The 21,978-nt window shown below is 63.1% G+C and carries 22 protein-coding genes and 1 tRNA gene; 13 read left to right on the plus strand and 10 right to left on the minus strand.

Features of this window, described 5'->3' with window-relative positions:
* Nucleotides 1-2: 2 nt before the first annotated feature.
* Entirely contained in the window at nucleotides 3-431 is a 429-nt protein-coding gene (locus tag EL217_RS09520; RefSeq protein ID WP_005279571.1) for an HIT family protein, read from the plus strand.
* Here EL217_RS09520 and EL217_RS09525 read toward each other — a convergent pair.
* The 3 genes from EL217_RS09525 to EL217_RS09535 form a co-directional block, all read right to left on the minus strand.
* On the minus strand, nucleotides 428-1,963 hold the full coding sequence (locus EL217_RS09525; protein ID WP_126319762.1) for a sensor histidine kinase: 1,536 nt from the start codon (nucleotides 1,961-1,963) through the stop codon (nucleotides 428-430). The two genes, EL217_RS09520 and EL217_RS09525, sit on opposite strands and share 4 nt — an antisense overlap.
* 14 nt (nucleotides 1,964-1,977) lie before the next feature.
* Nucleotides 1,978-2,682 (minus strand): response regulator transcription factor, encoded by a 705-nt coding sequence (locus EL217_RS09530; RefSeq protein ID WP_005279568.1) that lies wholly within the window; start codon nucleotides 2,680-2,682, stop codon nucleotides 1,978-1,980.
* 211 nt (nucleotides 2,683-2,893) lie between these two features.
* On the minus strand, nucleotides 2,894-4,639 hold the full coding sequence (locus EL217_RS09535) for a pyruvate dehydrogenase (protein ID WP_023029211.1): 1,746 nt from the start codon (nucleotides 4,637-4,639) through the stop codon (nucleotides 2,894-2,896).
* A 159-nt stretch (nucleotides 4,640-4,798) separates the two neighbouring features.
* Between EL217_RS09535 and EL217_RS09540 the strand changes: the two genes are divergently transcribed.
* Nucleotides 4,799-6,322 carry an MFS transporter gene (locus EL217_RS09540; RefSeq protein ID WP_126319764.1) on the plus strand — a complete coding sequence of 508 codons (1,524 nt, stop codon included), beginning with the start codon at nucleotides 4,799-4,801 and terminating at the stop codon, nucleotides 6,320-6,322.
* Between the two features lie 68 nt (nucleotides 6,323-6,390).
* On the opposite strand, the gene EL217_RS09545 is transcribed toward EL217_RS09540, so the two are convergent.
* Nucleotides 6,391-6,463 (minus strand) — tRNA-Thr (locus EL217_RS09545).
* 152 nt (nucleotides 6,464-6,615) lie between these two features.
* Between EL217_RS09545 and thrE the strand changes: the two genes are divergently transcribed.
* From thrE to otsB, 5 genes are all read left to right on the plus strand, one after another.
* On the plus strand, nucleotides 6,616-8,346 hold the full coding sequence (gene thrE, locus EL217_RS09550; RefSeq protein WP_126319766.1) for a threonine/serine exporter ThrE: 1,731 nt from the start codon (nucleotides 6,616-6,618) through the stop codon (nucleotides 8,344-8,346).
* 62 nt (nucleotides 8,347-8,408) lie between these two features.
* Nucleotides 8,409-8,765 (plus strand): hypothetical protein, encoded by a 357-nt coding sequence (locus EL217_RS09555; protein WP_023017948.1) that lies wholly within the window; start codon nucleotides 8,409-8,411, stop codon nucleotides 8,763-8,765.
* A gap of 14 nt (nucleotides 8,766-8,779) precedes the next feature.
* Complete coding sequence (locus EL217_RS09560; RefSeq protein ID WP_126319768.1) at nucleotides 8,780-10,249, plus strand: alpha,alpha-trehalose-phosphate synthase (UDP-forming); 1,470 nt, start codon at nucleotides 8,780-8,782, stop codon at nucleotides 10,247-10,249.
* Nucleotides 10,249-10,767, plus strand: a complete 519-nt coding sequence (locus EL217_RS09565) for a hypothetical protein (protein ID WP_126319770.1) — start codon at nucleotides 10,249-10,251, stop codon at nucleotides 10,765-10,767. Before EL217_RS09560 ends, EL217_RS09565 begins: the two co-directional genes overlap by 1 nt.
* 11 nt (nucleotides 10,768-10,778) lie before the next feature.
* The gene (otsB, locus tag EL217_RS09570; RefSeq protein ID WP_126319772.1) at nucleotides 10,779-11,537 is read left to right on the plus strand and encodes a trehalose-phosphatase; all 759 of its coding nucleotides are present in this window, start codon (nucleotides 10,779-10,781) and stop codon (nucleotides 11,535-11,537) included.
* On the opposite strand, the gene EL217_RS09575 is transcribed toward otsB, so the two are convergent.
* Entirely contained in the window at nucleotides 11,509-12,660 is a 1,152-nt protein-coding gene (locus tag EL217_RS09575; RefSeq protein ID WP_126319774.1) for a LacI family DNA-binding transcriptional regulator, read from the minus strand. The genes otsB and EL217_RS09575 overlap by 29 nt on opposite strands.
* Nucleotides 12,661-12,699: 39 nt before the next feature.
* On the opposite strand from EL217_RS09575, the gene EL217_RS09580 reads away from it, so the two are divergent.
* The 6 genes from EL217_RS09580 (at nucleotide 12,700) to EL217_RS09600 (ending at nucleotide 17,423) form a co-directional block, all read left to right on the plus strand.
* Nucleotides 12,700-13,722 carry a metal ABC transporter solute-binding protein, Zn/Mn family gene (locus EL217_RS09580; protein ID WP_126319776.1) on the plus strand — a complete coding sequence of 341 codons (1,023 nt, stop codon included), beginning with the start codon at nucleotides 12,700-12,702 and terminating at the stop codon, nucleotides 13,720-13,722.
* The gene (locus tag EL217_RS09585; RefSeq protein WP_126319778.1) at nucleotides 13,722-14,423 is read left to right on the plus strand and encodes a metal ABC transporter ATP-binding protein; all 702 of its coding nucleotides are present in this window, start codon (nucleotides 13,722-13,724) and stop codon (nucleotides 14,421-14,423) included. The genes EL217_RS09580 and EL217_RS09585 overlap by 1 nt, the downstream gene beginning before the upstream one ends.
* Entirely contained in the window at nucleotides 14,416-15,315 is a 900-nt protein-coding gene (locus tag EL217_RS09590; RefSeq protein ID WP_126319781.1) for a metal ABC transporter permease, read from the plus strand. The genes EL217_RS09585 and EL217_RS09590 overlap by 8 nt, the downstream gene beginning before the upstream one ends.
* An 11-nt stretch (nucleotides 15,316-15,326) precedes the next feature.
* Nucleotides 15,327-16,157 (plus strand): alpha/beta hydrolase family esterase, encoded by an 831-nt coding sequence (locus EL217_RS09595; RefSeq protein WP_126319783.1) that lies wholly within the window; start codon nucleotides 15,327-15,329, stop codon nucleotides 16,155-16,157.
* Between the two features lie 69 nt (nucleotides 16,158-16,226).
* A complete protein-coding gene (locus tag EL217_RS11365; RefSeq protein WP_232018266.1) occupies nucleotides 16,227-16,373 on the plus strand; it encodes a hypothetical protein in 147 nt (48 codons plus the stop codon).
* Between the two features lie 156 nt (nucleotides 16,374-16,529).
* On the plus strand, nucleotides 16,530-17,423 hold the full coding sequence (locus tag EL217_RS09600) for an HNH endonuclease signature motif containing protein (protein WP_232018268.1): 894 nt from the start codon (nucleotides 16,530-16,532) through the stop codon (nucleotides 17,421-17,423).
* Nucleotides 17,424-17,610: 187 nt separating this feature from the next.
* Here the strand turns inward: EL217_RS09600 and rlmB are convergent, their stop codons facing one another.
* From rlmB to EL217_RS09625, 5 genes are read right to left on the minus strand one after another with little or no spacing between them, the layout of a single operon-like run.
* Nucleotides 17,611-18,561 carry a 23S rRNA (guanosine(2251)-2'-O)-methyltransferase RlmB gene (gene rlmB, locus EL217_RS09605; protein ID WP_023029223.1) on the minus strand — a complete coding sequence of 317 codons (951 nt, stop codon included), beginning with the start codon at nucleotides 18,559-18,561 and terminating at the stop codon, nucleotides 17,611-17,613.
* A 60-nt stretch (nucleotides 18,562-18,621) separates the two neighbouring features.
* On the minus strand, nucleotides 18,622-20,028 hold the full coding sequence (cysS, locus tag EL217_RS09610; protein WP_005279550.1) for a cysteine--tRNA ligase: 1,407 nt from the start codon (nucleotides 20,026-20,028) through the stop codon (nucleotides 18,622-18,624).
* Nucleotides 20,029-20,059: 31 nt separating this feature from the next.
* Nucleotides 20,060-20,548, minus strand: a complete 489-nt coding sequence (ispF, locus tag EL217_RS09615) for a 2-C-methyl-D-erythritol 2,4-cyclodiphosphate synthase (RefSeq protein WP_126319785.1) — start codon at nucleotides 20,546-20,548, stop codon at nucleotides 20,060-20,062.
* Nucleotides 20,541-21,266 (minus strand): 2-C-methyl-D-erythritol 4-phosphate cytidylyltransferase, encoded by a 726-nt coding sequence (gene ispD / locus EL217_RS09620; RefSeq protein WP_126319787.1) that lies wholly within the window; start codon nucleotides 21,264-21,266, stop codon nucleotides 20,541-20,543. The genes ispF and ispD overlap by 8 nt, the downstream gene beginning before the upstream one ends.
* Nucleotides 21,238-21,822: a CarD family transcriptional regulator gene (locus EL217_RS09625; RefSeq protein ID WP_005279544.1), complete on the minus strand. Its 585-nt coding sequence runs from the start codon at nucleotides 21,820-21,822 to the stop codon at nucleotides 21,238-21,240. The genes ispD and EL217_RS09625 overlap by 29 nt, the downstream gene beginning before the upstream one ends.
* Nucleotides 21,823-21,978: the final 156 nt, after the last annotated feature.

Raw genomic sequence — 21,978 nt, forward strand, 5'->3', positions numbered from 1 at the left:
CTATGGCTTCTGTATTTAGCAAAATCATCACTGGTGACCTACCCGCCCGCTTTGTCTACCGCGATAAGACCTGCGTGGCTTTCTTATCCATCGAGCCGCTGCGCTACGGCCACACCCTGGTCGTGCCCGTAGAGGAAGTGGATAAGTGGACCGACCTCGATCCGCAGACCTGGACGCACCTGAACGAGGTGGCCCTAGAAATCGGTGAGGCCATCAAGAACGCGTACGATACCCCGCGCACCGGCTACGTCATCGCCGGCTTCGATGTGCCGCACACCCATATCCACCTCTTCCCCACCGAGAAGATGGAAGAGTACGACTTTTCCAAGGCCTATGCCGCCGAGGACACCGACGATGCCGCCATGGATGAGGCGGCCGCGCGCATCCGCCAGCACCTGGGCACCAACGAGGATGGCTACCGCGAGGACTAATCCTCCGGTTCCTCCAGCGCGGGCAGGCGCACCGTAAAGGTGGTGCCGTGGCCGAGCTTGGAGTCCACGCTGATGCTGCCGCCGTGCTGTTCCACTAGGGAATGTACGATGGCAAGGCCCAAGCCGGATCCGCCGGTATCGCGCGTGCGCGAGGAATCCGCGCGGTAGAAGCGCTCGAAAATGTGGGCAGCGTCCTCAGACGACATTCCCTTGCCGTCATCGATGACGTCTACCAGGATGTCCTTGTTGTCGCGGCGCAGCTGCAGGGTGACCGTGGCATCCTCGCCGCCGTGGCGCAAGCCATTGGAAATCAGGTTGAGCAGCACCTGGTGGAGGCGGTCTGCATCGCCATTGACCACGGGGATGGACTGCGCATTATTAACCACCTTGACCTCGCGCTCGGGGAAGGCAGCGCGCGCGGACGAGCCCACCGAAAGGGAAAGCTCCAGAAGATCCACCGGCCGCAGGTCCAGGCGCGTACCTTCCGCGCGGGTCAGCGCCAGCAGGTCCTCTACCAGCAGCGACATGCGCTTGGATTCCTTATCGATCTTGGAAAAGACCAGATCGACATCGTTTGTCGCCCCAGAGCGGTAGAGCTCCGTGTAACCGCGCAGGCTGGTCAGCGGGGTGCGCAGCTCGTGGGAGGCATCGCCGACGAAGCGGCGCATCTGTTCCTCTTTTTCCTGCGCCGTAACGACAGAGCGCTGCAGGTGGCCCAGCATGATATTGAGCGCGGCGGCCAATTGGCCGACCTCCGTATGCAGCGGCCATTCGGGCACGCGCTTGTCCAGGTCGCCTGCCGCGATTTCCGATGCCGTCGATTCCACCACCCGAAGCGGCCGCAGCGCCCTGCGGATAAACCAGAAGCCCACGCCGGCCATGGCCGCCAAGGCAATCGCCGCAATGGATACCTGCACCATGGCTAGGCCGTGCAGGATTTCCTTTTCATGCGTCATGTCCTTGGCAATGACGGTGATAACGCCATTGGAATCCGCAAAGGCCAGCGCGCGCCACTTGGTGTTATTTTCAATCGAGCCCACCGTCGTGGGGTACCCGCCCAAGGGAACGCCCTCTACGTCCGGAGTGGTGGACGTGGGCCCGGAATAGCGAATGGTGCCATCCGGAAGGTAATTGAGCACCACGTATTCCGTGGGCGGGCGTTTGGTGTGATCACCTAGGAAGAAGTCATTGCCCACATCGCGGGCCCACGAAGACGACGCCGAACGCAGCTCGCTATCGACGTTGTTATAAAGCACGTTGCGCATGATCGAGTTCACGGCAAAGGACGAGCCCGTTAACCCGAGGCCGGAGATGACCACGAGGAGAACCACAAGCCAGGTGCGAAGCGGCATCGCCTGCGGAATCTGCTTGATGTAGTCGCGCTTGGAGCGCTTCTTTTTTCCCTGCCCCTGCTGCGGCAGCTGGTCCAGCTGCTCATGCCATTTCTTGGGCGGCTGCTGTGGCTGCTGTGTCCGCTGGGACTGGGACTGCGCGGGCCTGCCCGCAGCGGGGTTCTCCTGTGAATCTGCCATTATAAAACGTCAGTTTAGGACCGCGGGGTGCGCAGCACATAGCCAACGCCGCGCACGGTGTGGATAAGCTGCGTATCGCCGGTATCGATCTTGCGGCGCAGGTAAGAAATATAAGATTCCACGACGTTGCCATCGCCGCCGAAATCGTAGTGCCAGACGTTGTCCAGGATCTTGGACTTAGACAGCACCACTTCCTTGTTTTGCATGAGGTAGCGCAGGAGGTTGAACTCCGTGGGCGAAAGCTCGATGAGCTCGCCGCCCTTGGTGACCTCGTGGGTATCATCGTTCAGGGTCAGATCGGCATAGCTCATGGTGGCGTCATTAGAAGACTCCTCGGCGGCACCGCCGCGGCGCATGATCACGCGCAGGCGGGTGATGACCTCTTCAAGGCTAAAGGGCTTGGTGACGTAATCGTCCGCGCCAATGGTCAGGCCGTGGATGCGCTGATCCACGCCGTCCTTAGCGGTCAGGTACAGCACTGGGCCATCCAGGCCCTCCTGGCGCAGCTTGCCCAAGAGCTCAAAACCGTCCATGCCCGGCATCATGACGTCCAAAATATAGGCATCCGGGTTGACCTCGCGCGCCACGCGCAGCGCCTCATTGCCCGAGTTAGCGCTGTAGACCTCAAAATTTTGGAACTTCAACGATACCGTCAGTAGTTCCACGATATTCGGCTCGTCATCAACGACGAGGACTTTGGCAAGTTTATTGTCTTCCATGCGTCCTGTAGCTCCTATTACTTCCTGTTATCTGCACACCTGCGTGCGTGCAAGCTTCACTAAGCCATCATGGCAAACCCAGTTTCTAGCCTACTGATAAGTTTCTGGCTGAAACCTGTGAAAGCAAAAAGCCACGCTTCCCTCTCCACCCGGACCGAAATCCGCGGTAGGAAAAGAAAGCGTGGCTAGCGCGCTATTTGGCAGTTACGGCTTAGAAGTCCTGCGGGCGCGGGATATTGCGCAGGTTGGACTTGGCCATGGACAGCATGGAGCCCACGCCGCCGCCGAAGACGGTGCGGGTAGCGGCCTTGGAGAAGCCCAGGAGCTGATCGAAGGTCAGCGTCGGTGGCAGGGACAGGGCGTTGGGGTCAGTGACGACATCGATAAGCGCAGGGCCGTTATACGCCAAGGCCTTCTTGATCTGCTTCGGAGCCTGCTTTGGATCCTCGATGCGGAAGGTCTTGATGCCTGCGGCTTCTGCGATCTTGGAAAAGTCCACGGACTCGTGGTCGGTCTCGTGCTCCGGAATGCCGCCAACCAGCATCTCCAGCTTGACCATGCCCAGCGAGGAGTTATTGAACACGAACATCTTGACCGGCAGCTGGTGCAGCTTAACCGTCAGCAGCTCGCCCATGAGCATGGACAATCCGCCATCGCCAGAGAAAGTAATGACCTGGCGGCCAGGATTAGCCTGCTGCGCGCCGATGGCCTGCGGCAGGGCGTTTGCCATCGTGCCGTGGCGGAAGGAGCCGATCTGCTCGCGCTTGCCATTCGGGGTGATGTAGCGCGCGCCCCAGACATTGCACATGCCGGTATCGACGGTGAAGATGGCGTCATCGTCGGCCTCTTGGTCAATGAGATCCGCAATGTACTCGGGGTGGATCGGGGTGTGCTTTTCCACGTTCGAGGTATAGGCCTCCACGACGTGCTCCAGCTTGTCGTAGTGCTTCTTCAGCATCTTATCCAAGAAGGAGCGGTCCTTCTTCTCCTCCACGTGCGGCAGGATGTTGTCGATGGTGGCGGCAACGTCACCGGTCACGGGGTAGGAGATCTTGGTGCGGCGGCCGATGTGGGAGCCGTTGATATCGACCTGGGCCACATTGCCCTTAGGCAGGAAGTCGTTATACGGGAAGTCCGTGCCCAAGAGGATCAACAGGTCCGCCTCGTGGGTGGCCTCGTGCGCGGCGCCGTAGCCAAGCAGGCCGGACATGCCCACGTCAAACGGGTTATCGTACTGGATGTACATCTTGCCGCCGAGCGCGTGGCCAATGGGGGCCTTGACCTTTTCTGCCAGCTTCAGCACCTGCTCGCGGGCATCTTTCACACCGGCGCCCACGAAGAAGGCGACGGAATCGGCCTCGTTGATGGCCTGGGTCAGGGCTGCGGCCTCGGCCGGGTCCGGGTAAACCACCGGGCGGCCGGTGGAGATCTTGGATTCTACGAAGGTGTCATCATCAACCTCTTCGGTAGAAACGTCGCCAGGGATAACCAGCACGGATACGCCATTGCCGGCCATGGTGGACTGGATGGCGTGGTGGAGTACTACCCCGCCCTGGTCACCGGACATGACCATTTCGCAGTAGCCGGAGCACTCCTGGAAGATCTGCTCCGGATGGGTTTCCTGGAAGAAGTGGGAACCAATCTGACGGGAAGGAATGTGCGATGCCAAGGCCAGCACCTTGGCGCCATTGCGGTTGGCATCATAAAGGCCCTGGATGAGGTGGGTATTGCCCGGGCCACAGGAGGCAGCACACACGGCCAGCTTGCCGGTGGTCAGCGAGTCCGCCTCTGCGGCAAAGGCCGCTGCTTCCTCATTGCGCACGTGGATCCACTCAATGGAGGAGCGGCGCACCGCGTCCACGATCGGGTTGAGGGAGTCTCCCACGAGGCCATAAATGTGCTCGACGCCCTGCTTTTCTAGCGTCTCAACAAGTTGTTCTGCGTAATTGCGTGCCATTAAACATCATCCTTAACTCTTTAACTGTTCTAGTACCACTGTGCTACTAAACATGCAGGAAAGTCCAGCAATTCCTACATACTCACACCGCCCGCCTACTTGTGAGGAAGGCAATACTAACCTGAAATATCACACACCGATTCGCTACGGTTTCTAGCGATGAGCATCGAGTCACCTGATACAGCGACACAGCCCCCGCACCGCGCGGCCGCGGCGTCCTCCACCCCAGCGCAGCGGTGGTCCTTCTTTGCCGTGGTGTCCTTGGGGCTGCTCATGGTGGGCTTGGATAATTCCATCCTTTATACGGCGCTGCCGCAGCTCACACAGCAGCTGCACGCCACTGACATGCAGCAATTGTGGATCATCAATGCCTATACGCTGGTTTTATCGGGCTTGCTCCTGGGCACCGGCACGTTGGGCGATCGCATTGGCCACCGCCTGATGTTCCTTATCGGCCTGGCCACCTTCGGCACCGCCTCCCTCGTGGCGGCTTATTCGCCCAATGCCTGGTTGCTCATTTCCGGCCGCGCCCTATTGGGCCTGGGCGCTGCCATCATGCTGCCTTCCACCCTGGCGCTTATCCGCCTGACCTTTCCCAATGAGGTAGAGCGCAATAAAGCCATCGGCATCTGGAGTTCTGTCGCCGTCGTGGGCGCTGCCGCCGGGCCCACCGTGGGCGGATTCCTCCTAGAGCATTTCTGGTGGGGCTCGGTCTTTTTGATCAACGTGCCCATCGTGGCCCTCGCCATTATTCTTACCTTCCTCCTTGGCCCACCCAACCTGCCGAACCCGCACAAGCACTGGGATTTCCCGTCCTCGTTCTACGCGCTTATCACCCTGTCCAGCCTGGTCCTGGCCATTAAGACGGCGGCGGCCACCGAAATCAATGTCGCGCTGCTGGCCTGCTCCATCGCCACCTTCTTGCTCGGCGCCGCGGCCTTTGCCCACCGGCAAGCCCGGCTTAGTGATCCACTTTTAACCTTTGACATCTTCTACTCGCCCACCTTTACCGGTGGCGTGCTTACCGCCGGTGGCGCCATGTTTGGCCTTACGGGCCTTGAGCTTTTAACCACCCAAAAGCTGCAGCTTGTCGATGCCCTCTCGCCCCTCGACGCCGGTCTTTTCATCTCCGCCATGGCGGTTGCGGCCATCCCCACCGCCATTGTGGGCGGCAGTGTCTTGCACCGTGTGGGCTTTTTGCCCATCATCAGCGGCGGTTTCTTGAGCATGGGCATCGGCATGCTGGGCATCATCTGGGCCGACCGCGCCGATAACCTCGCGGTATTTATTACCAGCCTCATCCTCACCGGCTTGGGCGCCGGCTCCTCGATGTCCGTTTCTTCTACCGCCATCATTAACGCCGCCCCCTCCCACCGGGCGGGCATGGCCTCTGGCGTGGAAGCCGTCTCCTACGAGTTCGGCACGCTGCTCTCCATCGCCATTACCGGCTCCCTCATGCCACTACTGATGACGCACAAGCTTCCCGATGCCCTCGCCCCGCAAGGCACCGATGCCCTCCTATCGCCCGCCACGCATGACGCCGCCGCCGCGGCGTATGACTCCGCGTACTTCCTCACCGTCGGCGGGCTTGCCTGCCTGACCCTAATCTTCGCCGCACTAACCGCCTGGTGCTTCCGCGGTAACCCGAAGTCTGGGGCGCTGTCTGCGCAAAGTAGCCGATAAATAGCCACCTAGCTAACTTATAAACTTTTACCCCCTAACTGTTTGTGCAGCTAGGGGGTAATCTTTTGAGCTGGAGACGAGACTTGAACTCGCAACCTACGCATTACAAGTGCGTTGCGCTACCAATTGCGCCACTCCAGCACCGCGGAATTTCTTCCGCTCGTTGCATGGTACCCGAGGACCTCGCCCAAGTGGAAAGCCGGTCCCCCTTGTATGCATTTGCGCCCCACAAGGGTTAAAGTTCAGGCTGAAATTATTACTAGTGTCCCACCGCTTTTTCGAGGGTTATTTTCGTGTCACTACTGTCCGCTATGCGGGAGCGCCTGCGCGTATCCGCAGGCCAAGTCGCCATCATTGACGCGGCCAAAGCCGCACCCCCACCATCGCCACTCGCCCCGGTCGATCTGACCGATGCCGCCCAGGTCACGGGCGTGATGGAGATTGCCGCGCGCATCGGCGAGCTGCTCATTAGCGCAGGATCCGCTAACTCGGATGCACGCGCGCAGGTGCACCTGGCGGCGTCGTCGTACGGTTTGCACTACTGCCACGTGGATATCTTGATGAATACCATCACCATCCACACCGCGATCGGCACGGGCGATAAGCGCCAGAACCTCCACGTCTTTCGCGTGGTGCCGGATGTGGGCGTGAACTTTTCCAAGCTTTCGGAAGTAGACCGGCTCATCCGCGATATCCACTCCGGTAGGGTGCCGCCCGCGATGGCGGAAAAGCGCCTGGATGACATCGACCGAATGCCGGCGCCGTATAAGCCGTCCACGGTGATGCTCGGCTGGGGCGGCATGGGTGGCCTGATTTCCATGATGCTTGGCGGCGATCTCCTCGTTGGCCTCATTGCCTTCGTGGTTTCCGCGCTGATTATGGGGCTTAATGATTGGTTGGCCAATTACCGCCTGCCGCCCTTTTATCAAAACGTCGTCGGTGGCTTCTTGGCCGTTTTCCCGGCCGCGATTTTGTATAACGTTGCCGCCGCCTTCGGCATTAATATGTCGCCGGCGCAGATCATTGCGTCCGGAATCATCGTGCTGGTGGCGGGGCTGACGCTGGTGCAATCGCTTGTCGATGGCATCACCCGCTCCCCTGTGACCTCTTCCGCGCGTTTTTTCTCCGCGCTGTTATCCACCGGCGCGATCATCGCCGGCGTGGGTGTGGGCATTCAGCTGGCCTCCGCCATGGGCTTTGACCTGCCGCCAATGGGCACCTTGGCGCCGCCGGTTTATCACAAGATTCCACTTTTGGTGCTGCTCGGCGGCACGGGTTCGGCCGCATTCGCGCTGGCTTGCGGGGCTAACTGGATAGAAATTACCCTCTCAGGCCTCACGGCGGCCGCCGGTATGGTCTTCTACTACTTCGTGGTCGTGCCCTTCGGCGTCGGCCCGGTGATTGCCTCCGGCATATCCGCCATCGTGGTGGGCCTGGCCGGCGGCTTGATGTCGCGCCGGTGGGGCATCCCGCCGCTCATTACGATGATCGTGGGCTATACGCCCATGCTGCCGGGCCTCATGCTGTACCGCGGCATGTATGCCTCCATCAATGAGCAGATGATTACCGGCTTTACCAACCTGGCCACCGCGCTGGCCATCTCCGGCGCGCTGGCAGCCGGCGTCGTCTTTGGCGAACGCGTCGCCCGCCGTCTGCGCCGCCCGAAGTACTTCCGCCCGTACTCCGCGTTCAAGCGCATCGGCCGGTTCTCCTTCCACAAGGCAACGAACCTGGCGCGCAAGGCCCCGCGCATCCCGCGCGTGCCGATGTCCCCTTTCGCCCCGCGCGTTAACCGCCCCGAATTGCCACCCACGCTGGGGCCAAAGCCACCGCAACAGGCACAGCCCCAGCAGCACGCCCCAGGCACCACTCCCGCGGAGGAGTTGTGGCCGGCGGGCTCCCAGTGGCCGGCCCAGCCGCAGGATACCGAGCGCACCACCTACACGGTGCCCGGCCAGAAATCGCCCGCGCCGGAGGAATCCGATCACACCAAGCCCGGCGGGGAGGAACCCAAGGAGCCCTAAACGCCGCCGGTAGCGTACAATATTTAGCCTGATAGCTTTCCCAACATTCAGGAGGACTCGCCGTGCCACCCAAGGTCCAAGACACGCACCCACAGGCAGAACAAGATATTGCCCTGGCAGAGGAAACCGCCCGCGCCGCCCGCCGCGTGGTGGCCACCTACTCCCAAGACTTCTTGGACGGCGTGACCTTGATGTCCATGCTGGGTGTCGAGCCCAAGGGCCTGGTGCACAAGAAGGTATTGGCAGAACAAGCCGATGCCGCGCCGAAGAAGTCTACGAAGAAGGCCACCAAGAAGTCGACCTCCAAGGCTTCGAAGAAGTCCACCAAAAAGTCGACTAAGAAGACCACTAAGGCTGCCAAAAAGTCCACCAAGAAGTCGACGAAGAAAGCAACGAAGAAGTCGACCAAGAAGTCTTAAGTTAGTCTTGGGCTATGAGTGAGCGCGGCAATGACTTCGTAGTAGTGGCAAACCGCCTGCCGGTAGATTTAACTACCGCGGCCGATGGCAGCCAGGCGTGGACGCCCTCGCCCGGCGGCCTGGTCACCGCGCTCTCGCCGGTGCTGGAAGCGCACCAGGGCTGCTGGGTGGGGTGGCCCGGCGTTGCCGATGCCGCGCCCGAGCCCTTCCGCACCGAGGCCGGGGTGCTATTGCACCCGGTCAGGCTTAGCGAGTCCGATTTTGAGGCCTTTTACGAGGGTTTTTCCAATGCCACGCTGTGGCCGCTTTATCACGATCTCATCGTCACCCCGACCTATGACCGCGACTGGTGGGATGCCTACCGCGAGGTCAACCTCCGCTTCGCGGACGAGGTAGCCCACGTGGCCGCAGAGGGCGCGACGGTCTGGGTGCAGGACTATCAGCTGCAATTATTGCCGGGCATCCTGCGCCAAATGCGCCCCGATCTCACCATCGGGTTCTTCCTGCACATCCCCTTCCCCTCCCCGGATCTCTTCCGACAGCTGCCCTGGCGGGAGGAAACGGTGCGCGGCATCTTGGGCGCCGATCTCATTGGCTTCCACCTGGAGGCCAATGCCCGCAATTTCTTGGAATTGGCCCACCGCCAGGGCCTCGAGGTGCGCGGGGAGGCCACCACCCGCGATGTCACCGCCCATATCAGCCTCCCCGGGGGCCGCACCGTGGGCGTGGGCGCGTTCCCCATTTCCATCGCTGCGCAGGATTTCGGCCAATTTAGCGACGAGGATAAACGCCGCGTGGCCCAATTGCGCAAGGATTTGGGCAGCCCCAAGCGCATCATTTTGGGCGTGGATCGCCTCGATTACACCAAGGGGATCCTGCAGCGACTGACCGCCTTCGAGGAGCTCTTGGAAACCGGTGCCTTGGATCCGGAAGAGGTCACCTTGGTGCAGCTGGCCACGCCCTCGCGCGAGCGCCTCGATCACTACAAGGCCACTCGCTCGCAGGTCGAGGAGGCCGTCGGCCGCATCAATGGCCGCTTTTCCCGCATGGGCCACCCCGTGGTGCACTACCAGCACCGCGGCGTGCCCAAGGACGTGCTGCGCTGCTACTACCGCATGGCCGATATCATGCTGGTCACACCCTTTAAGGACGGCATGAACCTCGTGGCCAAGGAGTTCGTGGCCTGCCACGATGACGGTTCCGGCGCCCTGGTGCTCTCGGAATTCGCCGGCGCCGCCACGGAGCTCGATGAGGCCTACCTGTGCAATCCCTTCGACATCGAGTCCGTCAAACGCGCCCTGCTCAACGCCGTGCGCGCGCTTTCCGATGCCCCCTTCACCACGACCCAGCGCATGCTCACCATGCACGAACAGGTCATGAGCCACGATGTGCGGCTGTGGTCGCAGTCCTTTTTGGGCTGCCTGCGAATTACCCGCACCGGCACCACCTCGCACGCTCCCGATCCGCACGGAAAGGACTCCTAATGCTTCCTTCCCACCCCCGCGCACGCGCCGCTGCAGCGACCGCGCTGGGCGCCGTTACGCTGCTTGCCGCCTGCGGATCCGAGGACGATGCCCCGCAGCCTGCGGGCGATGACCGGATTGTGGACAAGCAGTGGCAGGTCGTCTCCATCAATATCGCGCCGGATGCGGCGTCCACCATCCCAGAGTCGATTCCCCACGCGCCGGAATTTAGCTTTGGCGAATCCACCATGGTGGGCACCACTGGCTGCACCCGCCTTGCGGCCCGGCTGAGCTACACCGCCGATGATGAGCGCGAAAATATCCGCGATGGCAAAAAGCTGCACTTCGATGAGGTCAAATACGACGACACCGATAAGGACTGCGAGGGCGGCTCCGTGTGGGCCGATAACCTGCTGCGCAACCTCATTAGCTCGGATAATGATTTTATCTACACCGTCAATAGCAATAACCAGCTCATCCTGGAGCTGGATACCGATGAGGTAGATTCGCCCTCCATCAAGCTGGTCTCCCGCGGGTAGCATGTGATGCCATGACGCTTTCTACCACCATTAAGGCCTTGGCCGCGGCAGAAGAGCTCGCCGTGGTCTCTGATTTTGACGGCACGCTGTCGCCGTTTGCCACCGCCATTTATGACGTGGAAATCAACGCCGATGCCGCCCGCGCCCTGAACCACTTGGCCCACCTGCCGCGCACCACCGCCGCGGTACTATCCGGGCGCCACCTCGAGGGCCTGCAGCGCGTGTGCCCCCTGCGCCACCCCGTCCTCTTCGGCGGCTCCCACGGCGCCGAGTCCTCCTGGCAGCAGACCGAGCTCACCCCCGCCATGCACGAGCACCTTGCGCGTAAGGAGGAAGAAATCCGCGGCATCATAGACCGCTTCCCCGGCGCGGAGCTGGAGGCCAAGCCCTTCCAGCGCGTGCTGCACCTGCGCTCGCTCGAGCTGGAGAACCCAGAGCAGGCCGCGGCCGCCTACGAGGCGGGCCTGGCGCTCGATACGGCCGGTTTCCCGCGCACCGCTGGCAAGTCCGTCATCGAGTTTTCTGCCACCACCGCCACCAAGGGCACGTGGCTTGAGGCCCTCCGCGAGCGCACCGGCGCCACCGCCATGGTCTTCTTGGGCGATGACATCACCGATGAGCACGGCTTCCGCGCCCTCCACCAGCCGCCAGACGTGGGCGTCAAGGTGGGCGAGGGCGATTCCATCGCCGCCGTGCAGCTTGCCGATGTCGACGCCGTCGCCCACTTCCTCACCGAGCTCGCTACCGCCCGCGCGGCCGCGGTACAGTAACCGATTTCCCCGGCGCAAACCGCGTCTGCAACACCCGCCGCGGCACCGCCTGCGCCTCGTCAACACCGCGTGACACTGCACCTGCCTTTGCGCGGGCCGCGCCCGCCGTATCTGTCGCGCCGGCGATGAGCTTTTCCAGCATGTGCCCGGCCGCAGCCCCCTTGGCCTTATTGGGCTGGATGACGGTGGCCAGGTCGAGGCGCTGCGCCGCATCGATGCCGTCAAAGCCGGTCACCGATAGATCTTCTGGCACGCTCAGCCCGCGCTCGCGGGCATAGGCCAGCACGCCGAGCGCCATGGAGTCGGTCGTGCACAGCACTGCCGTAAGCTCCGGATGGGCGTCGAGCAGGAGCTCGGCGGCGGCGCGGGTGGTGTGGGCATCGTTAATGTGCTGCGTGACCACGGGCACGGTTTCGGGCGCGATGCCCGCCTCGGCGAAGACATCGAGCGCGCCCATCACCCGCGAGCGCTGCACGTGCATCTCCGCATCCTGGACTTCCTGCCAGGAAATCGGGCCGTCGTGGCGCTGCAGGCGCAGGCGGATGGCGAGGATGCCAATGTGGCGGTGCCCGGCATCGATAAGCGCACGCGCCGCTGGGGCAATCGCCGCGCGATCATCAATGCCCACAAACGGTAGCCCCGCATCGGTGGGCTGATCGCAGACCACCAGCGGCAGGCCCCGGCCCCGCGCGGCCGCGAGGTAGGCATCGCCCGCGGCGACCGAATAGACCACGAAGCCATCCACAGCGGCAGACCCCACCAGGCTGGTCGCCTCCGCCTCGCCCTCCGGGCCGGCGGGAATCAGCGTCAGCGTGGTCTGCGCGCCTGCCGATGCCTCCGCCATGCCTGCCAAGAAATCCACCGACGCCATGTCCTCGAAGGCATAGGACAGGTGCTCTGTCAACAGCACGCCCACCGACCCGGCGCGGCGGGTGCGCAGGCTGCGGGCCGTAGGATCGGGCCCCGGGTACCCGCGAGCCTTGGCCGCGGCCAAAATGCGCTCGCGCGTTGCCGGGGAGAGCTGGTCAGGGCGGCTATAGGCATTGGATACGGTTGTGCGCGAAACGCCCAACTCCGCGGCGAGGGAGGCCAGTGTCTTCCGGGTGGGGCTGCGTTTAACCATGCCTGTTACCTTACCCTGCGCCCCGCCGTCCAATTTTCAATGCATGTTCAATTGACAACGATTGCCAGCAAACGCACACTGGAGGGTATGCACACGTCACTACGCGCAACAACAGCCCTACTCGCAGCAAGTGGCCTCCTTTTTACCGCCGCGTGCTCCTCCGACTCCGGTTCCGGCTCCGACTCTGATTCCGGCTCCGACTCCGGCGAAAAGAAGCTTTCCATCGTCGCCTCCACCTCCATCTGGGCCGATGTTGCCCAGGCCGTGGTCGATACCGCCTCCGGCATCGACATCGAGGTCGACCCCATCGTGGAAGGCAACGACACCGACCCCCACCACTTCGAGCCCACCGCGGCCGATATAGCCAAGGCCAATGACGCCGACATGCTCGTGGTCAACGGCGGCGGCTACGACGCCTGGATTTACCAGGCCGTTTCCGATCAGGACAACATCATCTCCGCCCTGCCGCTGACGGACCACGGCAAGCTGGACGAGGATCCCGATGTCATGACCATCGATGCTGCGAAGGCCACCGCCAAGGATGACCCAGACAAGGTCACCAATATCGAGGGCAACGAGCACATCTGGTACGACCCCGCCGCCCTGGAGGAGGTCGCCGGATCCATCGCGGACCAGATCAACGAGAAGTACTCCGATGCCGGCGCCACCACCGAGAAGATCGACTCCCACGTGGACCAGCTGCGCGATAAGCTCAAGGAGCTTCCCGATGGCCTGAATTACGCCCAGACCGAGCCCATCGCCGATTACCTCATGAAGTACACCGACGCCAAGGACGTCACCCCCGAGGGCTTCCGCAAGGCCACCATCTCCGAGGGCGAGCCCGCTACTGCCGATGTCGCCGCCTTCATCAAGGCCATTGACGATGGCGAGGTCGATCTCCTCATCTTCAACCCCCAGACCGAAACCGATACCGCTAGCCGCATCAAGTCCGCCGCAGAGGACAACGACGTCGATATCGTAGAAATCGGCGAAACTCCGCCAGACGGCAAGAAGTTCTGGGAATACTACGACGAAGTCACGAGCAAGCTGGGGAAGCACTAGTGCTCGTTGAATTCCATGAGGCCGCAGTAGACCCGCTGTGGTCGCAGCTTAATCTCGCCGTGGACAGCGGCGAGTTTATCGCCGTTTTAGGCCCCAATGGCGTGGGCAAATCCACCCTGCTGGGCACCATCCTCGGCACCCGGACGCTGACCAGCGGCCGCGTCGACGTTAAGTGCCGGGTCGGGTTCATCCCCCAGCAGCGCATGTTCCCCGCTGACCTTCCACTGCGCGCCCGCGACTTGGTTTCGCTCTCCGTGGCGCACGGGGTATTCCGGCACCGGCACCCACCCCGTGGACGGGTGGACGAGCTTTTGGAAGAGGTGGGTGCCACGGGGCTGCGGGACCGGCGCGTCGGCCAGCTATCCGGCGGCCAGCAGCAGCTCATCCGCCAGGCCCAAGCCCTGGCCAATGACCCGGACCTCATTCTTGCCGATGAGCCCCTCCTCTCCCTCGACCCCGCCCGGCAAAACGCCACGGTTGACAAGCTGGACTCGCTGCGCCGCGAGCGCGGGACGTCCATCGTCTTTGTCACCCACGGCATCAACCCCGTGCTCGGGGTGACGGATAAGGTCCTCTACATCGCGCCCAATGGCCACACCTTCGGCGCGGTCGATGAAGTCATGCGCTCCGAGGTCCTTTCGGAGCTCTACGGTTCCAAGGTCAATGTCTTAAACGTCGACGGGAGGCTCATCGTTGTCTAATTTCTGGGAAGATACCCAATACTTGCTCAGCGTGGACTTCGTGCAGTCCTCGCTCATCGCCTCCGCGCTGCTGGGCATCCTGTCTGGCGTGATGACCTCGCTCATCGTGCTGCGCCAGATGTCCTTTTCCGTCCACGCCACCTCTGAGCTGGCGCTCATGGGCGCCTCCGCGGCGCTGCTCTTCGGCCTCAACCTGGGCTTCGGCGCGGTCGCCGGCGCCATCGTCGCCGCCATCATCCTGGCTATGCTGGGCTTTAAAGGCCAGCAAGACAGCGCCATCGGCGTGGTCATGAGCTTTGGCCTGGGCCTCTCGGTGCTGTTCTTGCACCTCTACCCCGGCAATTCCAATACGGCGATGACGCTTTTAACCGGCCAAATCGTCGGCGTTTCCTCCGCCTCGGTGTGGCTGCTGGCCGCCACCACGGTCATCATCGTCGCCGCCGTCGGCTTCCTCTGGCGGCCCATGCTTTTTGCCTCCGCCGATCCTGAGATGGCCCGCGCCGCCGGCGTGCCCACCCGCGCCATCTCCGTCGCCTTCGCCGTCCTCGTCGGCCTCGCCGCAGCGCAGTCGGTGCAAATCGTCGGCTCGCTGCTCGTCATGGCGCTGCTTATTACCCCCGGCGCGGCGGCCGTGCAAATCACCTCCTCGCCCCTGCGCGCGGTGCTGTGGTCCACCATCTTCGCCGAGGTCTCCGCCGTTGGCGGTTTCATCCTCTCCCTGGCGCCTGGCCTACCGGTCTCCGTCTTCGTGACCACCATTTCTTTTGTGATCTACCTGGTGTGCCGGTTCATCGGCTGGCGGCGGGGCAAGCGCGCCATCCGCGATGAGGTAGCGGCCAAGCATTTCCACGCCGATAACCGCACCGCCGCAGAGGCCCACCACGCCGACTAAACTCGGCGTGCATGCATATTCATCGTCGCACCGCGGATGTGGATGGCCACACCCGCCGCTTCATCGTCATCGAGCCCGAGAACCTCGGGCCTCAGCCGGATCTGCTGCTGTTTTTCCACGGCTCCCACCAGTCCGCCAACGTCATCCGCCGCTTTACCAACGGCACGGTGGACGCGCTTGCCGATGCCACCAATACCCTCATCGTCTACCCCGACGGCATCGACCACCACTTCAACGACACCCGCGCCAACCTGCCGGTCCGCGCCCGCGAGCTCGGGGTGGATGACGTTGCCTTTAGCACCTTCCTCATCGAGACCATGCAGCGCGAGTACGCCACCGCGCGCACCTTCGCCGCCGGCTATTCCAATGGCGGGCAGATGGTGCTGCGCCTGCTTTACGATGCCCCCTTTACCCTCACCGGCGCCTGCGTCTTCGCCTCCACGCTGGGCGAGGGTTCCAATCATGCGCCCACCCACCCCGATGGCTACCGGCCTACCCCGCTGCTGTTTATCCACGGCACCGAAGATCCGATTGCGCCCTATTACGGCGGGCTTGCCGCCATCGATGGGCAGCAAACCCGCGGGTGCGTGCTTTCTGCTCCCGCCACCGCGGAGCACTTCGCGCTGGCCAATGGCTGCCGCCCGCCCAGCGAAAGCCAGCCCATCCCCGGGATAACCTCCACCTACTACGACGGCGACTTTCCCGTGGAACTGTGGACCATGGAAGGCCTCGGGCACGTGATTCCCTCTAGCAAAGAAACGCCTCTGAGCATAGGGCCAAATACGGATTCCTTCAATGCTGTGGATAAAGTCCGCGATTTCTTCGGCTTAGGTGACGCTTGAGGGTAGTTGTCCACAGGAAGGTGGGGCATCGGCTAGCGCGGGCTTGCGGGGCTCTTTAATCTCTGGGGCATGAACGCGCTGCATACATTTCTCAAGGGCCTGGCACCCGGCATGGATATCATCGCCGACTGCCACGGCCTCTCGCTGCGCGCGCTGCTTGCGGCCGGGTGCCCCGATACCACCGCCACCCGCCTGCTCACGCTTGCCGAGACCTAATTCGGCACCACCGCCTTCCGCCGCCAACAACGCGAATCCATCGCCGCCAGCCGCGCCAACGGGCACAGCCTGACGGCCCTGCTCACCATCGAGCGCCACGCCGCCAAGCTGAAGAAGAAGCGCGATGCCTGGGCGCTGCGGCGCGAATTGTGTGGGATGAAGGGGAAGGTCTCGGATATCGATAAGCGGGGCCGCGCCCGCGTCAAGGAGCTCAAGGGGCCCGTCAAGCGCCAGCCCGGCGTGAAGATTTATCGCCGCGCCGACGGCCCGTGGACCATGTCCATTACCGGCCCGTCCGCCGATATCGCCGATATGCACGCCGCGATTGATAAGGACGCCCCGCTTGCTTCCGTGCAGAATATCTTCCACGGCGAGGCCGCCGCCCGCCCCAGCGTGACAACCAATGTCGTGCTTCGCTTCGACGAGCTCGATCGCATCGTCGATTTCGGCTCCGGCCCCAAGCCCGCCGCTGGCTCCAAGTCTGCCACTGACCACAAGCCTGGCTCTAGCACTAGCCCTCAGCCCGGCTCGAGCTCCAACACCCGCGCCGGCTCATCAGCCGGCACAAACTCGAAGCCCAGCGCCGGTTCCGCCTCCAACGCCGCCGCTGGCCCTGACTCTACCCATGATTCTGACTCTGACGGCGATGTCGTAGTCCAGCTGACCAATGGCGCCACGATGACCGGCGCCGAGCTGGTGCGACGGGCGTTTACCGAGCACGGTTACGTCACGCTCATCCACCCAGTGGAAGGTCCGGTAAACCTCTACCGCACCTCGCGCTTTGCTTCTGCAAAGCAACGCCTGATGGCAGCGGCCGAAAACCCGGTCTGCCCATGGCCGGAGTGCCGCTACCCCGCCGATGAATGCCAGGTTCACCACCTCAATGCCTGGAAAAACGGTGGAGAGACCAACTCTCGAAACTTAACCATCGCTTGTCCGTACCACAATGGCGTGAACGACGATGATCCCAACGCCCCGCCCCTGCGCGGGCACTTAGCCCGGGTCAACGGAACCATCCGATGGCTGCCACCCTGGGCAGATAATGGTTAATTGTTGCAGGTCACAACGATTCGCCCCCAGAACGTTGTGCCCCGCAAAGGATCCAGCGCGCCTTTGACGCTAGCTGCGCCACCAACCGCACCGGCGGCTGGGGAGGCGATTCTGCGCGCTCGACTTTGCCAGCACCGAACGTGGGTGGCGCTTATCCGTCGCGGCGACCTGGCGCGGCAGGAATGGGTTATTTTTCGGCGACGCGGCGTTGGCGCGCGAACTCGGATAGGACCGAACCCGCGGCGACGGAGGCGTTGAGGGATTCGACCCACCCGGTCATGGGAATGGACATGAGGACATCGCAGGTCTCGCTGACCAAGCGCGAAATGCCCTTGCCCTCGGAGCCGATGACGATGACCACGGGATCCGTGCCGCCTTCATAGGTATCCAGCGTGTGATCGCCGCCGGCATCGAGGCCGACGACCTGGTAGCCGTTTTTCTGGAATTCCTTCACGGTGCGGGTGATATTCGTTGCGCGGGCGACCGGCAAGCGGGCAGCGGTGCCTGCCGAGGTGCGCCACGCGACCGCGGTGACAGAAGCCGAACGGCGCTCCGGGATGATCACGCCATCGCCGCCGAAAGCGGCCACGGAACGGATCACGGCACCCAGGTTGCGCGGATCGGTGATGTTATCCAGGATGACGAACATGCCGGGGCGCGGGTTCTCGGCGGCGTTGGCAATCAAATCCTCCACCGCGGCGTACTTGTACGGCGGGATCTGCAAGCCGATGCCCTGGTGCATGCCATTTCCCGTCATGCGGTCCATCTCGTGGCGCTGAACCTCGATGATGGGGATATTGCGGGTATTGCACATGGACACGGCCTCAGAAAGCCGCTTATCGTTGCGCGTTCCGGCAGCGATGTAGAGCGTGGTGGCCGGCACCTTGGCGTGCAAACACTCGATGACCGGGTTGCGGCCCACCACCATCTCTGCGGTTTCTTTTTGGTGGCGCCCAGAGTTGCGGCGCTCGCGCTCCAGCTTCGCCTTGTGCTTAGCGTGGTAGACGCGGTCCTCGGCCTTTGGGGTGGGGCCCTTTCCTTCTAGGCCCTTGCGGCGCTGGCCGCCGGAGCCTTTGGTAGCGCCCTTCTTATTCGTCTTGCGGATGCCCGCGCCACCGCGGCCATGGGTTCGTGCCATCGTTTCAGTCCTTTCGAGGAAACCGTTCAATAACCAGCGGAAATAACGGCGTAAAGCTTTCTAGCGCTGGGTCAACGACCACGTGGGGCCGTCTGGGGTATCGGTAATGGTGATGCCGGCGGCGGTAAGGCGGTCACGCACGGCATCGGCAGTAGCGAAGTCTTTTTCCGCGCGGGCCTGCGTGCGCCGTTCCAGTTCTGCCTGGACCAGCGCATCAAGCGCCGCGTCTGCCCCGCTAGCTTCGCCTCCATCTTCCCACTCCAGCGGGTCAAATCCAAGTACGTGCGCCATCCCGCGCACCTGGGCGGCCTTCGCGCGGGCGGCGTCCTCGTCCCCGGCGGCCAGGTCCTTATTACCCGCGCGCACGGTGGTGTGGATGGCAGCCAGCGCCTTGGGCACGGCGATATCGTCGTTCATGGCGTCCTCGAAGTCCGGCGTCCAGTCGCCGCGCTCGACGCCTGCAAAGCGCTTGACGAAGCCCTCAATACGCCGGTAGCCCGCCGCCGCCTCCGTCAGGGCGGATTCGGAGTATTCCAGTACGGAGCGGTAATGCGCAGAACCCAGGTAGTAGCGCAGCTCCACTGGGCGCACGAGCTCTAGCATATTCGAGATGGAAAGCACGTTGCCGAGCGATTTCGACATCTTCTCGCCAGCCATGGTCACCCAGTGGTTGTGCATCCAGTAATTGGCAAACTTATCGCCGGCCGCGTGCGATTGCGCGATCTCGTTTTCGTGGTGCGGGAATTGCAGGTCCAAGCCGCCGCAGTGGATATCGAAATTGGAACCCAGGTAGTACGTCGACATGGCGGAGCACTCGAGGTGCCAGCCCGGGCGGCCGCGGCCCCACGGGGTGGGCCAGCTAGGCTCGCCTGGCTTGGCGGCCTTCCACAGGGCGAAGTCGAGCGGGCTGCGCTTACCCGCGTTATCTGACTCGCCCTGTTCCATCTCCTCGACGCGATTGCCAGAAAGCGCGCCGTAGTCGGATCCTTCCGCCTTGGTCCAGGCCTCGACGTCAAAGTACACGGATCCGGCCGCGCCATCGGGGGCGGGAACGGGGTAGGCAAAGCCGGCATCGATAAGCCGCTGCATGTACTCGACCATCTGGGTGACAAAACCCGTCGCGCGCGGCTCCACGGACGGCGGGAGCACGCCGAGCAGGTTATAGGCCTTGGTGAACTCGCGCTCGTAGGTGGACACCCACTCCCACCAAGGGCGATTATTCTCGGCGGCCTTGGTGAGGATCTTGTCATCGATATCGGTGACATTGCGCACGAGCGCGACATCATAGCCTTGTGCGAGCAGCCAGCGGCGCAGGATATCGAAAGCCACGCCGGACCGCAGGTGGCCGATGTGCGGCTGCGCCTGCGGGGTGGCGCCACACAAGTAGATGGAGGCGTGGCCGGGGCGAATCGGCTCGAAGTCGCGTTGGCTGCGGGTGGCTGTGTCAAAAATGCGCAAAGTACTCACGCCACCCAGTCTAAATCACCCGTGTGCGGGGTTAGTGTTGGCGCCGCCAGACAACGGCCGTTGCCACCGCCGCGCGGCCCTCTTTGCGGCCGGTAAAGCCCAAATGGTCGGTCGTGGTGGCGGAAATGGACACATCGGCGCCGAGGATTTCCGAAAGCACGGCCTCAGCCTCCTCGCGGCGCGGGCCCATCTTCGGCGTCTGTCCGATGAGCTGGGCGGCGGCATTGCCGATGATAAAACCTTCCGATTCCAGCAGCTCGCGGCACTCGCGCAGGAGCTGGGCGCCGGACACGCCATCGTATTCGGGCCGACCCACGCCTACGAAGGAGCCGAGATCGCCGAGGTGGGAGGCGGAGAGGAGGGCATCGACAAGCGCGTGGGCTACGACGTCGCCGTCGGAGTGGCCTTCGCAGCCGGGGGCGTCATCGAAAAGCAGCCCGGCAATCCAGCAGGGCTTGCCGGCTTCGATCTGGTGGGCGTCGGTCGCGATGCCGACGCGGGGGATGATGGGCTCAGTCATGCTGCTCCTCTGCAAGGGCGTGGGCCAGGGTCAGGTCCGTGGGGGTGGTGATTTTGAAGGCGAGGATATCGCCCGGCACGGTCTCCACGCGCTGGCCGTGCCATTCCATCAGGCTGGCATCGTCCGTGGCGGTGAAATTCGGCTGCTCGCGCCAATAATCCAGGTTGGCCTGGCGCAGCGCGGCGAGGCGGAAACCCTGCGGGGTCTGCACGGCGCGCAGGCGGGCGCGATCGGGGGTGCCCACCACGGCGTTACCGGCGACTTCCTTGATGGTATCGGTCACGGGAACCACCGGCACAACGGCGGGCGCACCGGCAAGAACGCGCCGCGCCACCCGCTCGACCATCGCGGTGGGCGTAAGCGCACGGGCGGCATCATGGATGAGCACCACAGCATCCTCGTCCGGAATTGCCTGCAGGCCGGCCCAAATGGAATCGGCGCGCTCGCCGCGCCCATGCACGAGGCGCACCGGGATATCTGCGCCCACGCGCTTGACGATGCCCCCAGCTTCCCCCTCCATAGCCGGGCTCACCACCGCAATGACCTCGTCCACGAGTCCGGAGTTGGCCATGGTGCGTATGGATCGCTCCAGCAGGGTGCGGCCGTGCAGATCGACGTAGGCCTTGGGCACCTCCGCGCCGAGGCGGGTGCCTTGCCCGGCCGCGGCGATTAAGGCGATAACGCGGGGTTTAGTCTTCGTCGTCGAAGGAGAGGTCATCGAGATCGATGTCGTTGTCGATATCGGTGGTGATGGACTGGTCATCGACTAGGCCTGCGGCGCGGTGGCGCTCGATGGTGGCGTCGATTTCTTCCATCATGGTATCGGCTTTTTTATCATCGACAGGCTGCGCCAGCGCCAGCTCGCCCACCAAGATGGTGCGGGCCTTGCCCAGCATGCGCTTCTCGCCGGCGGACAGGCCGCGGTCCTGGTCGCGGCGCCACAGATCGCGCACCACCTCTGCGACCTTGTTGATATCGCCGGAGGCTAGGCGCTCCTGGTTGGCCTTGTAGCGGCGGGACCAGTTGCCGGCTTCTTCCACGTCCTCATCGCGCAGCACGGAGAAGACCTTTTCCAGGCCCTCCTTGCCCACGACATCGCGCACGCCGACGTTATCCGCATTCTTCTTGGGCACGCGGACGACGAGATCGGATTGGTTAATGTGCAGCACGAGGTATTCCAGCTCTTCGCCGCCCATTTCGCGGGTTTCGATATCCTCGATGACCGCCGCGCCGTGGTGCGGGTAGACGACGACCTCGCCGACCTTATATTCCATTGCCACTCCTTATAATCCCGTGAATATGCCGATAACTAAGGCCGCCATTTTATCACGCGCGCCATGCCTACCACCGGATGCCCCCGATTACCCCCACGGACTACCCGCTAGCTTAGCGAGAAACTGTGTACTTTATATCGAAAGGGACTAGGCTAA

Origin of the sequence: Corynebacterium segmentosum (genome assembly GCF_900637825.1) — a bacterium.
Taxonomy (GTDB): domain Bacteria; phylum Actinomycetota; class Actinomycetes; order Mycobacteriales; family Mycobacteriaceae; genus Corynebacterium; species Corynebacterium accolens.